This window comes from Paenibacillus sp. PL2-23, from assembly GCF_040834005.1.
GTDB lineage: Bacteria > Bacillota > Bacilli > Paenibacillales > Paenibacillaceae > Pristimantibacillus.
In genome coordinates, this window is the sequence record NZ_CP162129.1 from 1,367,226 (window position 1) to 1,381,632 (window position 14,407).

Below are 14,407 nucleotides of genomic sequence, written 5' to 3' on the forward strand. Positions count from 1 at the left end.
ACCTGCGCCGCAGGGGCAAATAAGCGTGGCACACACGCTTAAATGCGCAAAACCTGCGCCGCAGGAGCAAATAAGCGTGCCACACACGCTTAAATGCGCAGAACCTGCGCCGCAGGTGCAAATAAGCGCGCCACACACGCGGCATCAACAGATTGATTGAAGGAGTGGACCCAATTGTCAGAAGCGTACAAAAAAGCCGGCGTCGACATAGCCGCGGGCAATGAAGCTGTCGAACGAATGAAGAAGCATGTGAAGAGAACGTACCGTCCTGAGGTGCTGGCTGAGCTGGGCGGCTTCGGCGGCCTGTTCGCCCTGAACAAGGACAAGTACGAGGAGCCGGTGCTCGTATCGGGAACAGACGGCGTAGGCACGAAGCTGATGCTTGCGTTCGCGATGGACAAGCATGACACGATCGGCATCGACGCTGTGGCGATGTGCGTGAACGACATTATCGTACAGGGCGCTGAGCCGCTGTTCTTCCTGGACTATCTTGCAACGGGCAAGGTCAAGCCAGAGAAGATCGAAGCTATCGTCAAGGGTATCGCCGAAGGCTGCGTGCAGTCGGGCTGTTCCCTGATCGGCGGCGAAACGGCCGAAATGCCGGGCATGTACTCCGAAGAGGAATATGACATCGGCGGGTTCACGGTCGGCATCGTCGACAAGAAAAACATGATCGACGGCTCCACCATCGCACCTGGCGATGTCGTGCTGGGTTTCGCGTCCAGCGGCATCCACAGCAACGGCTTCTCGCTTGTGCGGCGCTTGCTGCTTGAAGAAGCGGGCTACAAGCTGGATCAGCAGCTGGAAGAGCTGGGCGGAGCGAGGCTGGGCGACGTTCTTCTGGAGCCTACGCGCATCTACGTGAAGCAGGCGCTGGGCCTGATTGAGAAGGTGAACATCAAAGGCATGGCGCATATTACGGGCGGCGGCTTTATCGAGAACATTCCGCGCGTCCTTCCGGACGGCGTGAACGTGGAGATCGACTACGGCTCCTGGCCGATTCTGCCTATCTTCAGCCTGATGCAGGACAAAGGAAATATTAGCAACCGCGACATGTTTACGACCTTCAACATGGGCATCGGTCTTGTTATTGTCGTACCGGAAGAGCAGGCGGAGCAAGCGATTGCCGCAGCTGCAGAGCTCGGCGAGAAGGCATACCGCATTGGTCGTGTGACAGAAGGCAGCCGTATCGTGACGTTCCAGGGAGCGGATGTATAATGGCGGCGCTTCGCATCGCGGTCTTCGCTTCGGGACAAGGCACGAATTTCCAGGCGATAGCGGATGCGGTGCGGGAGGGGAAGCTCGATGTCAGCATCGAGCTTCTTGTCTGTGACAAGCCTTCTGCGCCGGTTATCGAGCGCGCTCGCAACGCCGAGGTAGAAGCCTTTGTGTTCAAGCCGAAGGATTATCCTTCGCGCGAAGCATACGAGACGGTGATCCTGGAGGAGCTGCGGGAGCGGAAGGTCGAGCTGATTGTGCTGGCGGGGTACATGCGCATTCTCACGTCGACGCTTGTTGAGCCGTTTGAGGGGCGCATGATCAACATCCACCCGTCGCTGCTCCCGTCCTTCCCCGGCATCAATGCCATTGGGCAGGCGATGGAGCATGGCGTCAAAGTAACCGGCGTCACCGTTCATTATGTGGATGGCGGGCTGGACAGCGGACCCATCATCGCCCAGACGGCTGTTGCGATCCGGGAGGATGATACAGAGGAGACGCTTGCCGCTCGGATACACGAGGCTGAGCAGGAGCTGTACCCGAGGGTCGTGGGACAAATCGCGCAGGGCCTTGTCTCGGTTGAAGGTCGCAAAGTGACCGTCAGCGGTTGAGCTTTTTTACGGATAACAATCTTGAACCAATAGGAGGAAGCTGAAGTGGCAATTCGCAGAGCGTTAATCAGCGTGTCCGACAAGACGGGCATTGTGGAGTTTTCAAGAGAGCTGGCCAATCAAGGCGTACAAATCATCTCGACAGGGGGCACATTCAGCCTTCTGCAGAAGGAAGGCGTGCCGGTAATCGGCATCTCCGATGTCACGGGCTTCCCGGAAATTCTCGATGGACGCGTCAAGACGCTGCATCCGGCTGTACATAGCGGTCTGCTGGCTGTACGCGACGACGAGGAGCATCAGAAGGCGATGCAGGAGCTGGGCCTGGATTACATCGATCTGGTCATCGTTAACCTGTATCCGTTCAAGGAAACCATTGCCAAGCCGGACGTTACGTATGAGGATGCCATCGAAAATATCGACATCGGCGGACCGACCATGCTGCGTTCCGCTGCCAAAAACCACGCTTTCGTGACGGTTGTCGTCGACGCGAACGACTACGCTGCCGTACTCGAAGAGGTGAAGGCGCAAGGTGACACGACGCTCGACACGCGCAAGCGCCTCGCCGCGAAGGTGTTCCGCCATACGTCCTCCTACGACGCGCTGATCTCCGACTACCTCAGCAAGCAGGTCGGCGAGCCGCTGCCTGAATCGTATACAGTCACTTACGAGAAGGTGCAGGAGCTTCGCTACGGGGAGAATCCACATCAGAAGGCTGCCTTCTATCGCAAGCCGCTTGCGGCCTCCGGTAACGTAACAACTGCGGAGCAGCTGCATGGCAAGGAGCTGAGCTACAACAACATCAACGACGCCAACGCGGCGCTTGCGATTCTGAAGGAATTCGACGAACCGGCTGTTGTGGCGGTTAAGCATATGAACCCTTGCGGCGTAGGCATCGGCGCTTCCATCCACGAGGCGTACCAGAAAGCGTACGAAGCCGATCCAACATCGATCTTCGGCGGTATCGTAGCCGCTAACCGCACCATTGGAGCGGATACGGCGGAGCTGCTGGGCAGCATCTTCCTAGAGATTATTATCGCGCCGGACTTTACGCCGGAGGCGCTGGATATTCTGACAAAGAAGAAAAACATCCGCTTGATGAAGCTGGGCGAGCTGACCGCTGCGGCTGAGCGCAAGCCGGAGTGGGTGGTAACATCCGTTGACGGCGGTATGCTGGTGCAGGAAAGCGACGTTCACAGCATGACGGAGGCGGACCTGAAGGTCGTGACGAACCGCAAGCCAACGGAAGAAGAGCTGAAGCAGCTGCTGTTCGGCTGGAAGGTCGTCAAGCATGTGAAGTCGAACGCGATTCTGCTCGCGAAGGACGATATGACGGTAGGCGTAGGCGCGGGTCAAATGAACCGTGTAGGCGCGGCGCGCATCGCCATCGAGCAGGCAGGCGAGAAGGCGGCGGGCTCCGTGCTGGCGTCTGACGCGTTTTTCCCGATGGGCGACACAGTAGAGCTGGCGGCGAAGGCTGGCATCACAGCCATTATTCAGCCAGGCGGCTCCATCAAGGACGAAGAGTCAATTGCGGCGGCCAACGCAAGCAATATCGCTATGGTCTTCACGAGCGTGCGTCATTTCAAACATTAATCGATTGACTGGGGGAGATGGAACGATGCGTATTCTGGTTATTGGCGGAGGCGGCCGCGAGCATGCGATCTGTTGGGCGCTCAAAAAAAGCGAGAAGGTGAAGGAGCTTTTCTGCGCTCCAGGCAACGCGGGAATCGCGCAGCTGGCGGAATGCGTGCCGATTGCGGTGAACCAGTTCGACGAGCTGACGCGGTTCGCGAGAGAGGCGTCCATTGATCTCGTGTTCGTCGGTCCGGACGATCCGCTGGCTGACGGCATTGTAGATGCGTTCGAAGCGGCGGGCATCCCGGCATTCGGCCCGGACAAGAAAGCGGCGGAAATCGAAGGCAGCAAAATTTTTATGAAAAACCTGCTCAAAAAATATAACATCCCGACGGCGAAATACGAGACGTTCACGAATTACGAGGAGGCTCTCGCTTACCTGAAGCAGCAGGAGACGCCAATCGTGATCAAAGCGGACGGACTGGCCGCAGGCAAGGGCGTTACCGTCGCGTTTACGATGGAGGAAGCCGAAAAGGCGCTTCGCGAGGCGATGGTGGACAAGGTGTTCGGCGACGCTGGCAACCAGATTGTCATCGAGGAATTCCTCGAAGGGCAAGAGATGTCCATTCTAGCATTCGTGGATGGCGAAACGGTTAAGCCGATGGTGCCGGCTCAGGATCACAAGCCGATATTCGACGGCGACAAAGGTCCTAACACGGGCGGCATGGGCACTTATACGCCGCTGCCTCACATCGATCCCAGCATCGTAGAGGACGCCATTGTGAACATTATCAATCCGACGGCAAAGGCTATGGTGAGTGAAGGCCGGCCTTTCCGCGGCGTGCTGTTCGCCGGTCTCATGATTACGAAGGACGGTCCGAAGACGATTGAATTCAACGCGCGTATGGGCGATCCGGAGACGCAGGTGGTGCTGCCTAGGCTGCAAACAGACCTGGTGGACATTGTGCTTGCGGCAATGAACGGCCGTCTTGGCGAGCTGGAGATCGAGTGGAGCGAGGAAGCGGCGGTGTGCGTTGTGGCGGCATCCGAAGGCTATCCGGCTTCTTATCCCAAAGGCCGCGCCATCACCGGCATTGCGGAAGCCGAAGCGCAAGGCGCGCTCGTATTCCATGCCGGCACGGCTATGAAGGACGGCGAGCTGGTGACAAGCGGCGGCCGAGTGCTCGGTATCGTGGGCCGCGGCCGCGACATCGCGGAGGCGCGCGCAAGAGCGTATGAAGCCGTCAGCGTCATTCACTTCGACGGCATGCAGAATCGAACGGATATCGCGGCGAAGGCGCTGCGTTAATGCGGATCCAGCCTGCTCTCACATTGGAGATGATCCGATGCGGGAGCAGGTTTTTTTGTTGCGCGCCAGGACGCTAACGGACATAAAATGCGCTTACAGCTCTCTTTCGACGCTTATTAGAGTGTAACGGTCATTGTCGACGCTTAGCCGCCTTAAACGGACTCATTCTATCTCAATCGTTATTCTAAGGATCAAAAATGTCCGTTACAATTTCGGAGGGCCGCTTTGGCTCCTCTAAGGGTTCCTGGCGTCCGTTAGAAGCATGCATCTCCGAGACGATGACCAAGGACGAAAGCATTGATCAAGCGACGCCGTCATTTTTTTCTCATTTTTATATAAGTTGAGCTATTATGTCGTTTGGTATCGAACGATGTTACTAATTTGTAACTCTCTAATCACGCTCATTCGGTAGTATAGAGCTATAAGCGGAAGAGCAGAAGGTGAAAGCGATGAGGAGAGGAAACACGGTAAGCGGCAGCAGATGGGCTGCGGTTGTGGTGCTGCTGGCGGGGGCAGTAGGATTGAGCAGTTGTGCGGTGAGTCAGTCGTACGGCTTGTCGACTCTGGTCTATGAGAAGCAGCATGGCGAGGTTATTCAGCAGGAGCAAGAGAAGGTGCTTGATCAGGATGCAGGAGCAGGGAAGGGCAGCGACGGTGTGCCGGCGGTATTTGTTCCCGAGGATGAGAAGTCAGGAACCCAGCATGGCATATTGAGGCCTGGAGAAAATGGCGGCGGAGCAATCGAAGCGGATGCGGGTGTCGGAGCGGGTGCTGGAGCAGGTTCCGGAACGGGTGCCGGGATAGACGTGAAGACGGACGCTGGGACAGACAGAGCGGGTGCCGAAGTGGATGGTGGCGAAGGGGGCAAGGAGAAGGACAGGGAAGCGGATGCGGGTGCCGGTGTGGATGCCGGCAAGGACGAATCTGAGGACTCCCGGAATGACAGCGCTGTCAAGCCCGAAGAGCTCAAGCGGGTGGCACTGACGTTCGACGACGGGCCGGATCCCCATTACACGACGGCTATTCTTGATATTTTGCGGGAGAAGGGCGTAAAGGCTACTTTTTTTGTAGTAGGGTCACAGGTGGAGAAATATCCGGACGTGATGAAGAGAATGATAGAGGAAGGCCATGCGGTAGGGAATCATACACACGCTCATAAAAATTTAACCAAGCTGTCCCGACATGGCATTATCGAAGAAATTGAAGAGACGGACGATGCGATCCTGGAGACGCTGGGCTTCGAGCCGGAGCTGTTCCGCGCCCCGTATGGCGCTGTATCCGACACACTGGAGGCTGTGCTTGAGGAGACAAACCGCAGGTTGGTGGGCTGGACCGTGGATACACGCGACTGGGCGGGCACGCCGATCTCCGAGATGAGGAAAATGATTCGTAAGGAGACGGAGCCGGATGGTATAATATTGTTGCATTCGTTCGGCGGCAAGCACATTCGCAATACGGTGGAGATGCTGCCGGAGGTCATTGATGATTTGCATGAGCTAGGATTTACGCTGGTCACGGCGGATCATATTCCGGAATGACAGCAGGCTATCAATAAATGCTCGAAGAGGAGTGCCAATGAGAAGCAGCGGGTTGTCAGGTGAACACATAGGTTATACGAGGGGCAAGGGTCGCAGACCCGCGCTCCTCTTCGTCATGCTGGCCGTAATGGTGCTGGCCGCAGGCTGCAAATATACAGCGGCGCCCGCAGACCTGCTGCAGAAGCCAGTTATCGCGGCCGACAAGGAGGAGCTGGCTGCCGCAATCAAGAAGCAGCTGCCGCAGTTCAGCGTGCTGATGCTTCCGCATCGGGATGACTTTAAGGAAGCCATCCGGATGATGGATCTGAACCATGACGGTATCGAAGAGGCGGTAGTCACCTATTACAACGCATTCAGCGCGCCGGAGATGATGGTGCTTCGCAAGACGGAATTCGGCTGGCGGCAGTTTGTCATCATTGAGCAGCCGCTGGCAAGAGATATCGGCTGGCTGCGTATTGCCGATCTGGATCAGGATGGCCACTTTGAATTTATCGTGGGCTGGATCGGAGCGTTCGACAGTCCCAATATGCTGGAGCTTTATTCGCTCAAGGAGAAGGCGGTCCGGAACGACAATGGCCTCCTGACGATGAGAGCGATACAATCTCTGCCTTATCGGCTGGCCGACTCAGCCGACCTTGATGAGGACGGGCGGCCTGAGCTTGTTGTGCTGGATGCTCTGGGAACCAGCGGAGAGCTGGAGGTTCCTTCTTATTTTCTAAGCATGTATGCATGGAATGATGGCGAGCTGTCGAAGATTGGATTGGCGACACTCCCGCAAGGGGTCAGCCTATTCGAGCGTTTGCTGACGGGACGGATCTCGGAGGAGCATTACGGTGTTGTGCTGGAGGGCGCGGCGGGAGCCCATAGCACGCTCACGTACATGTATGCGTGGGAGAAGGGGGGACTGAACCTCGTCTATCCCGATCCTGAGCGAGGGGTGGAGGGCTTCAACGCCTCGGCTTCGCGAAGCGACGATATGAATGGCGACGGCATTATCGAGCTGCATCAGATGAAGGCTGCGCCGGGACTGGAGGATTCCGCTTATGTCGATACGCTGTGGATCCATAACTGGATGCAATGGGACGGCGATGATCGATATCTTCCTACCGTCGAGCAATATCAGGATTATACATACGGCGTACGGATAACAATTCCGGAGCTGTGGAAGGGCCGTTATACAATGAAGAGGCCGCCTTCCTCCTCTTATGGGCTTGTCTCCTTTTATTATTGGAATGGGAGCAGCAAGGCGATGGCGGAGCTCGTAACGGTATATGTGGTGCCTTTGGGACAATGGGGCAATGTGGAGTCTGCTTGGAAGGACGAGCATAGACACTATCATCTGCTGTACAAGGACAGCGGCAATGCCTACCTGGCTACCTTCCAGCAGGAGGCCCCGCCTGGGCTCGGCGACAAGGCGATGCGGGAGTGGAAGGATATGCTGCAGGTGGAAGCGGAGTTCGCTTCCTATATGACCATTGAACGCGAGAGCTAAGTGAAACGGGAGCCAAATGGAGGTGGAGTTAATGCGTATCTTGTTGTTAGAGGATGAGGAAGCCATTCGCGGCTTTGTCCGCATTAATCTGAAGAGAAACGACATGGAGGTGCTGGAGGCGGAGCGCGGCGAAGAGGCGCTTGCCCTTGCGGAATCCGAGGGCCCTATCGATATTGCGCTGCTCGACGTCATGCTGCCGACAATAGACGGGTTCGAGGTCTGTGAGAGGCTGCGAGAGCGATATCCCCGAATGGGGATTATTATGCTGACCGCCAAATCGCAGGAGGCGGACAAGATCCGGGGGCTGGAGCTGGGAGCCGATGATTATGTGCAGAAGCCCTTCAGCCCCGGCGAGCTTATCGCCCGGATCAAATCGCTGCATCGGCGAATGAATGCGGAGCCGAGTCAAGCGGAAACAGAGCAGGCCATCCTCCACAAGGCAGCAACCGGAGAGCCGGCTGCGGCCGACAGCCCGCCGAACGGGGCAAAGCTGCCGTCCGGCGAGCTGGAGCGGAGAAGCGGACCCTTCCGATTATCCGTTATGGAGCGGAAGCTGTGGAAGCGGGATAGCGAGATTGTGCTGACGCCTACCGAATGGACCCTGGTCAGGCTGCTAATGGAGCATGAAGGCGAAAGCGTCAGCCGCGATCGGATTTTGACGGAGGTATGGGGCCGCTATTATGTAGGGGACTTGAAGGTGGTAGACGTCAACATCCGCCGCATCCGGCAAAAAATCGAAAGCAATCCTTCCGATCCGTCCTTTATCGAGACCGTATGGGGCCACGGCTACCGATGGAAACGGAGCGAGCCGCAATGAGAAGCGTCCAGACGAGAATGGTATGGAGCTATCTGCTCTTGATCGTCCTTGTTGTCACTGTGCTGGGAGCGGCTTTTGCCATTCTCATGTGGAATTATTATTACGGCAGTGCCCAAAGCTCGGTCAAGCAGCGGGTGGAGTCGGCTATGGCGCTTCATTCCCGTTCCCTGGCTTCGTTGACGCTGCAGGATCAAGCGGACTATATGCTGCAATACATGACCGAGGGCGGACCTGCGCGCATTCAGCTGCTTAACAGCGCCGGCGTGCTGCGTATTGATTCCGATGGCTTCGCCCCCGGCATTCAATATGGGACGGACGACGTGAGGACCGCCATGACAGGCACGATGGGCAGCTGGAAGGGCGTAGACCCGTTCTACGGCGAGAGAGTCATTAGCGTCACGGCGCCGCTGTGGAATGAGGCCAGAGTCGTGTCCATGGTTAGGTATACGGCGTCCCTGCGGCAGGTGGACGATATGGTGGCGCAGCTCATTCGCATGGCAACGTTCGCGGGACTGGCGGTTATTCTGCTCTTCCTCGGGCTTAGCTTGTTCCTGGCGCAGCGGATCGTGATGCCGATTCGAGAGTTGACGAGAGCCGCGCGATATATGGCGGAGGGCGACTGGTCGAGGAAGGCCGCGAAACGAAGCGATGACGAGATTGGACAGCTGGCGGAGACGTTCAACGCAGTGATGGGAGAGCTTAACAAGCGGGAGAAACTGAAAAATGATTTTATTTCCTCCATCTCGCACGAGCTCCGCACGCCGCTGACTTCTATCAAGGGCTGGAGCGAGACGCTGCGCGAAAGCGAGCCCGGCGAGGATGACGAGGAGGTGAAGCTGGGGCTGTCCATCATTAGCAAGGAGACGGATAGACTGGCTGGTCTCGTAGAGGATCTGCTTGATTTCTCCAAGCTGTCGGCACGGACGATGGAGCTGCAGCGCGAAACGCTGGATCTGAACAGTCCGGTCAAGGAAACCGTCAGCCAGCTTGCGGTGCGCGAAGAAGGCACGAAGGTGAAGCTGGCGGCGGAATATGGCGAGGGACCGATCCTCATTAGCGGAGACGCGAACCGACTGAAGCAGGTTGTCATTAACATCATCGACAACGCCTACAAGTTCACGCCGGCTGGCGGCCAGGTGTCCATAAGGACGGATGCCGAAGCGGGATATGGCACCATTACGATATTGGATACGGGCAGCGGCATCGCCCCTGAGGATCTGCCGCATGTGCAGGAGAAGTTCTTCAAAGCTAACAACAGCCATGGAGGCTCGGGTCTAGGCCTTGCCATTTGCAGGGAGATTATCGAGCTTCACGGAGGGCGGCTGGAGATAGAGAGCGATCGGGGAGCGGGAACAGCAGTGAAGGTCAGACTTCCCTTATTGAGCGACGATGAATAAAAACGATGAATGAAAAAGCGAAGCCGCTATTCCTTGTAGAATAGCAGCTTGCGGTTGGCGTATACGAAAATAACGGCGACAAGAGCACCGGCTCCAAGCAGGATGGACAACCAGTTCTCACGCAGCCATGCGATCCATTCAGGCATCGCAGCGCACCTCCAGTCGGTATGGGTAAAATGAAGCTTATCCATATATTGCCCGTTTCCGCCATCCCTATGTGCTGCAAAATGAATACGGCTTGAGCGAAATTCCAAGCTTTTTGGTACAGACAAGCACTCCCATCTATGTTTAAATATAAGGTACGAACACTATACTTTAAGCAAAAGGCGGGTTGCACAAATGTCCATCGCATGGCGTTCACCGGCTGCCGCATTGCTGGCCGCTTCCTTGCTTCTCTTGTCTGCATGCAGCGAGGAGAAGCCTGTTAACGTCCTTCCTATCGAGTCCTCAAGTCCTTCACCCGAGATAACCGCTACACCGTCTCCCGAGCCCACTCCTCTGCCGTATAAGGCGCCTTTGACAGGCATCGGCCGCGAAACCGAGGCAACGGGCAGACCCATTGCAGTCATGGTTAACAATTATTCCGCGGCCCGGCCGCAATCTGGCTTGTCTAATGCTGACGTCGTCTGGGAGGTGCTTGCGGAAGGCGGCATCACCCGATTGGTCGCCATCTATCAGAGCACTGAGGCGTTGGCCGACACAATTGGCCCCATTCGGAGCAATCGCGCGTATCTGATTGATATTGCGGACAGCTACGGCGCCGTTATGGTGCATGCCGGAGGCAGTCCTGAGGCGTATTCCATTCTTCAGAAGCAGGGCAAGCCTTATTTGGACGAAATAACGAATGCAGGCTCCTACTTCTGGAGAAGCAAGGAGCGCAAGGCGCCTCATAACCTGTATTCCAGCTTGGATAAGATGAGAGAGGGCGCTGACAAACGAGGCTACGACAGCGAAAAGCAGTCTCCGGCCTATCCCTCCTCCGAGGCGGGCACTGTCACAAGCACGGCAGAAGCTGCATCCTCCATTGATATTACGTTCCTCATGCAGAGCTATGTCGTAGGCTATACATATGATGAAGCAACCGGCTTGTACCACCGGACAATTGACGGCCAGCCGCATATCGACCTGAATAACAATCTGCAGCTGACGGCGACCAATCTTATTGTGTTCGAGACTAGCCATAAGACGCTGGATCAGGTAGGCCGGCTTGCGGTTGACCTGGAGTCGGGCGGGGCGGGATATCTGTTCCAGCAGGGCAAGAAGGTTGATATTGAGTGGACCAGAAGCTCGGACGGCATGGTTCGTTTCCTCAAGGAGGGGCAAGAGATCAGCCTGCTTCCCGGCAAAACCTACATTCATGTCGTACCGAACCGGCCTGCGCTGGCGGAGCATGTGACGTGGCCAGAGCTTCAAGCGGCGACTTCCACCTCATCATGAACAGGCTGCTCTGAGAGAGGCTGTAAGCATTGTAAAAAATAGAAGGACAGCTTCGAGCTCTCCCGCTGGAGAGAGGAAGCTGTCCTTCTTGCTTGAATTCTAAGATTTTATAAGTTTTGCACCGTATCTGAGCTTAGAATTCTCGAAAGAAACGCGCTGCGCCGCCAAAGACGGCGACAGCCGTTTCACCTTGGGGGCTAACGTCTGCGCTTCGTGCCGCGGCGACGTCCAGGGCCGCTCCTCGGCCTGCCGCTGCCGGTTCCTGTTCTGCGGCGTTTCCTGCGTGAAGCCGGCTTGCGGCCGGCATTGTTCTCATCGTCGGCAGAGGCGGATTTTTTGCCGAAGGAGCCGAAGAGCACCTTCACCATTGGCGCCATCTGCGAGATGCTGCCCACTACCTTCTGCATCTTCGTGACCGTAGACAGAATGCCGTCGATACCGCCCATGCGATCGACTAGGCCTTTAATTTCCGTCAGGTTCGCCATATTGGTGAGATTGCTGAGCGAAAAGCCTTTTTTGGGCGGTGCTGCTGACGTGTCCGGAAGCTGCGGAGGAGCTAGGACGGGCAGCAGGCTCGGCGCCTGCGTCTGCGAAATGTGAACGTTCGGCGGCTGAGGGCTGTTCGTTCCTGCCGGCGCCTCGTACGGCCGGTGATGCGGATATGGAACCTGCCCTTGCGGATGATGCGGATATGGTCCCGCTCCCCGATGGTTGCCGAGACCGGGATATTGCTGACGATTCAATCGGATCACAACCCTTTTTTTTATTAGTCTATGGGATAGGCGATGAAGCGGATTGGACGAATGTCCCGATTGGCAATAAAAATATAGATGAATGTCCCGAAATTCGAGATATCCGCCTTGCTCAATAGGCAGCAGGAAGGAAGGACTGCAGCGCGTAAAATCGGTAACGTTTGAAAAAAAGTGATTTAACCTTTACAATGATAGCAATAGTACTCATAGGAGTGAATGCGAATGCAGCTGAAGAAGCTGAACGATAAAGCAATAGACCAACTATTCGAAGCTATCTTAACGTTGAAATCCGTGGAAGAATGCTATATTTTCTTTGATGATTTGTGTACGGTGAATGAGATTCAGTCCTTGTCCCAACGACTTGAGGTGGCTCGTATGCTGGGGAAAGGCAGTACATACAACCAGATTGAAGCGGAGACGGGAGCAAGCACGGCGACAATCTCCCGAGTGAAGCGCTGCTTGAACTACGGCAATGACGGCTACAAGCTGACGCTAGAGCGTCTCGGCCGCTAGAGGAGCCCGCGATGAAACAAGGCGTATTGATTATCAGTCATGGTTCCCAGGAGCCGAAGTGGGTTGAGCTCGTGGACGCTTCGATCCGCAAGGCTGCGGAGGAGCTGACGATCCCCGTCGTATCCGCCTTTCTTGAAATTGTGGAAGGCCGGCTCATTCAGGATGGCATAGATGAATTAGAGAGATTAGGGGTTACGGACATGTTCGTCTTGCCTCTATTTGTATCTTCCGGCAGCACCCATGTCGACGAAATCGGGCAGGCACTAGGGTTTCCCCCATTGACCGACTTCGAAGGAGACTTGGGTGTGTTTCGCGTGAATGCTGGCGTAACCTATGGAGCGCCTATTGACGATGATCCCGAGATTGCCGAGCTTCTGCTCGAGAATGTGCGGGAGCTGTCAACCGATCCTAGCCGCGAGACGCTGCTGCTTCTGGGTCATGGCAGCAAGCTGCCGGTGTTCCACGAGCGCTGGCAGGAAGGGCTGGGTGCGCTTGCCGAGCGGCTTCGGCAGTTGGGAGGCTTCGCGCGCGCGGATTACGCGATGCTGCTGCCGGATCAAGCGGCGGATAAGCTGCGAGAGCTGTCCCAGTGGAGCGAGAACGAGGTCATTGTGGTCCCGGTGTTCCTAAGTCCGGGCTATTTCACAACCCATGTCATTCCCGGCAGGCTTGAGGGCATGAGCTATCGCTATAACGGGCGCGCCATGCTGCCTCATTCCGCCATTGAACGGTGGATGAGCCGCCGAATCCATGACTGGCTTGCTGCTGTCAATATTGGTTAGTGTTTCATGTGAAGGAGCGAGAGTACAAATGAAACGCGCGAGATTAATCTATAATCCTACTTCGGGCAGAGAAGAGATGAAGCGGCGGCTTCCCGATATATTGCAGCGTCTGGACCAGGGCGGCATCGAGACAACCTGTCACGCCACAATAGGGGAAGGCGACGCGACGCTTGCCGCGGCGGACGCGGCAGATCGCGGCTATGATATGATCATTGCGGCGGGAGGAGACGGCACGCTGTATGAGGTGATCAATGGCCTGGCGACCAAGCCAAGCCGTCCCCCGCTGGGCATTCTGCCCGTGGGCACCACCAATGATTTTGCCCGCGCGACCGGTATACCGAAGCATTGGGAATATGCGTGCGATCTGATTATTAACCAATATACGAGACCCGTCGACGTCGGCGTGGCGAATGATCGTTATTTCATCAATATTGCAGGCGGAGGCTCGCTTACGGAGCTGACCTATGATGTGCCAAGCAAGCTGAAGACGATGGTAGGCCAGCTGGCTTATTATATGAAGGGTCTGGAGAAGATGACCCGCCTGCGGCCGACGGAGCTGAAATTTATCGCCGAGGGTGTCGGCGAGTTCCATGACGAATTTATGATGTTTCTTATATGCAACAGCAACTCGGTGGGCGGCTTTGAACGGCTCGCGCCGGAGTCCAAGCTGGACGATGGGCTGCTGGATGTGCTGCTCATACGGAAGATGAACCTGGCGGAATTTATCCGTATTGTTACGCTGGCGCTTCGCGGAGAGCATCTGAATGATCCTCATATCATTCACTTCCGGACAAGCGATCTGAAGGTGACGACGCCGGATTATGTGCAGCTCAATCTGGACGGCGAATACGGCGGCGTGCTGCCGGGGCATTTCTCCGTGCTGCCGTCCCATCTGCGCATTTTCGCGGACGAGACGGGCTCGTCGACTTATCAATAACGATTCTACAGGCAGGAAGAGCGGAAGCT

General features: G+C 56.3%; 13 protein-coding genes. 12 read left to right on the forward strand and 1 reads right to left on the reverse strand.

Features of this window, described 5'->3' with window-relative positions; all coding sequences use genetic code 11:
* The first annotated feature begins 174 nt into the window (after positions 1–174).
* The 9 genes from purM (at position 175) to AB1S56_RS05890 (ending at position 11,394) form a co-directional block, all read left to right on the forward strand.
* Positions 175–1,218, forward strand: a complete 1,044-nt coding sequence (gene purM / locus AB1S56_RS05850; protein WP_340871132.1) for a phosphoribosylformylglycinamidine cyclo-ligase — start codon at positions 175–177, stop codon at positions 1,216–1,218.
* Positions 1,218–1,829, forward strand: a complete 612-nt coding sequence (purN, locus tag AB1S56_RS05855) for a phosphoribosylglycinamide formyltransferase (RefSeq protein WP_340871133.1) — start codon at positions 1,218–1,220, stop codon at positions 1,827–1,829. Before purM ends, purN begins: the two co-directional genes overlap by 1 nt.
* A gap of 45 nt (positions 1,830–1,874) precedes the next feature.
* Entirely contained in the window at positions 1,875–3,422 is a 1,548-nt protein-coding gene (gene purH, locus AB1S56_RS05860; protein ID WP_340871134.1) for a bifunctional phosphoribosylaminoimidazolecarboxamide formyltransferase/IMP cyclohydrolase, read from the forward strand.
* A gap of 25 nt (positions 3,423–3,447) precedes the next feature.
* Positions 3,448–4,713: a phosphoribosylamine--glycine ligase gene (gene purD / locus AB1S56_RS05865; RefSeq protein ID WP_340871135.1), complete on the forward strand. Its 1,266-nt coding sequence runs from the start codon at positions 3,448–3,450 to the stop codon at positions 4,711–4,713.
* A 449-nt stretch (positions 4,714–5,162) separates the two neighbouring features.
* On the forward strand, positions 5,163–6,251 hold the full coding sequence (locus AB1S56_RS05870; RefSeq protein ID WP_340871136.1) for a polysaccharide deacetylase family protein: 1,089 nt from the start codon (positions 5,163–5,165) through the stop codon (positions 6,249–6,251).
* 37 nt (positions 6,252–6,288) lie between these two features.
* A complete protein-coding gene (locus tag AB1S56_RS05875; protein ID WP_340871137.1) occupies positions 6,289–7,743 on the forward strand; it encodes a hypothetical protein in 1,455 nt (484 codons plus the stop codon).
* 31 nt (positions 7,744–7,774) lie between these two features.
* Positions 7,775–8,560 carry a response regulator transcription factor gene (locus AB1S56_RS05880; RefSeq protein WP_340871138.1) on the forward strand — a complete coding sequence of 262 codons (786 nt, stop codon included), beginning with the start codon at positions 7,775–7,777 and terminating at the stop codon, positions 8,558–8,560.
* Positions 8,536–9,957: a HAMP domain-containing sensor histidine kinase gene (locus AB1S56_RS05885; RefSeq protein WP_340871139.1), complete on the forward strand. Its 1,422-nt coding sequence runs from the start codon at positions 8,536–8,538 to the stop codon at positions 9,955–9,957. The genes AB1S56_RS05880 and AB1S56_RS05885 overlap by 25 nt, the downstream gene beginning before the upstream one ends.
* 339 nt (positions 9,958–10,296) lie before the next feature.
* Complete coding sequence (locus AB1S56_RS05890) at positions 10,297–11,394, forward strand: DUF3048 domain-containing protein (protein ID WP_340871141.1); 1,098 nt, start codon at positions 10,297–10,299, stop codon at positions 11,392–11,394.
* Positions 11,395–11,591: 197 nt separating this feature from the next.
* On the opposite strand, the gene AB1S56_RS05895 is transcribed toward AB1S56_RS05890, so the two are convergent.
* Positions 11,592–12,137: a hypothetical protein gene (locus AB1S56_RS05895; protein WP_340871143.1), complete on the reverse strand. Its 546-nt coding sequence runs from the start codon at positions 12,135–12,137 to the stop codon at positions 11,592–11,594.
* A 231-nt stretch (positions 12,138–12,368) separates the two neighbouring features.
* Between AB1S56_RS05895 and AB1S56_RS05900 the strand changes: the two genes are divergently transcribed.
* The 3 genes from AB1S56_RS05900 to AB1S56_RS05910 are packed head-to-tail and all read left to right on the forward strand — an operon-like array spanning position 12,369 to position 14,378.
* On the forward strand, positions 12,369–12,659 hold the full coding sequence (locus tag AB1S56_RS05900) for a YerC/YecD family TrpR-related protein (protein WP_340871144.1): 291 nt from the start codon (positions 12,369–12,371) through the stop codon (positions 12,657–12,659).
* A gap of 11 nt (positions 12,660–12,670) precedes the next feature.
* Positions 12,671–13,441, forward strand: coding sequence for a CbiX/SirB N-terminal domain-containing protein (locus AB1S56_RS05905; RefSeq protein WP_340871146.1), 771 nt, complete (start codon positions 12,671–12,673; stop codon positions 13,439–13,441).
* 28 nt (positions 13,442–13,469) lie between these two features.
* Positions 13,470–14,378, forward strand: coding sequence for a diacylglycerol kinase (locus AB1S56_RS05910; protein WP_340871148.1), 909 nt, complete (start codon positions 13,470–13,472; stop codon positions 14,376–14,378).
* The last annotated feature ends 29 nt before the right edge of the window (positions 14,379–14,407 follow it).

What these genes read in the sequence shown, in the direction of transcription:
- purN (WP_340871133.1), top strand. Translation starts at nt 1,218, where the DNA reads ATGGCGGCGCTTCGCATCGCGGTCTTCGCTTCGGGACAAGGCACGAAT.
- purD (WP_340871135.1), top strand. Translation starts at nt 3,448, where the DNA reads ATGCGTATTCTGGTTATTGGCGGAGGCGGCCGCGAGCATGCGATCTGT.
- AB1S56_RS05870 (WP_340871136.1), top strand. Translation starts at nt 5,163, where the DNA reads ATGAGGAGAGGAAACACGGTAAGCGGCAGCAGATGGGCTGCGGTTGTG.
- AB1S56_RS05875 (WP_340871137.1), top strand. Translation starts at nt 6,289, where the DNA reads ATGAGAAGCAGCGGGTTGTCAGGTGAACACATAGGTTATACGAGGGGC.
- AB1S56_RS05880 (WP_340871138.1), top strand. Translation starts at nt 7,775, where the DNA reads ATGCGTATCTTGTTGTTAGAGGATGAGGAAGCCATTCGCGGCTTTGTC.
- AB1S56_RS05885 (WP_340871139.1), top strand. Translation starts at nt 8,536, where the DNA reads ATGGAAACGGAGCGAGCCGCAATGAGAAGCGTCCAGACGAGAATGGTA.
- AB1S56_RS05890 (WP_340871141.1), top strand. Translation starts at nt 10,297, where the DNA reads ATGTCCATCGCATGGCGTTCACCGGCTGCCGCATTGCTGGCCGCTTCC.
- AB1S56_RS05900 (WP_340871144.1), top strand. Translation starts at nt 12,369, where the DNA reads ATGCAGCTGAAGAAGCTGAACGATAAAGCAATAGACCAACTATTCGAA.
- AB1S56_RS05905 (WP_340871146.1), top strand. Translation starts at nt 12,671, where the DNA reads ATGAAACAAGGCGTATTGATTATCAGTCATGGTTCCCAGGAGCCGAAG.
- AB1S56_RS05910 (WP_340871148.1), top strand. Translation starts at nt 13,470, where the DNA reads ATGAAACGCGCGAGATTAATCTATAATCCTACTTCGGGCAGAGAAGAG.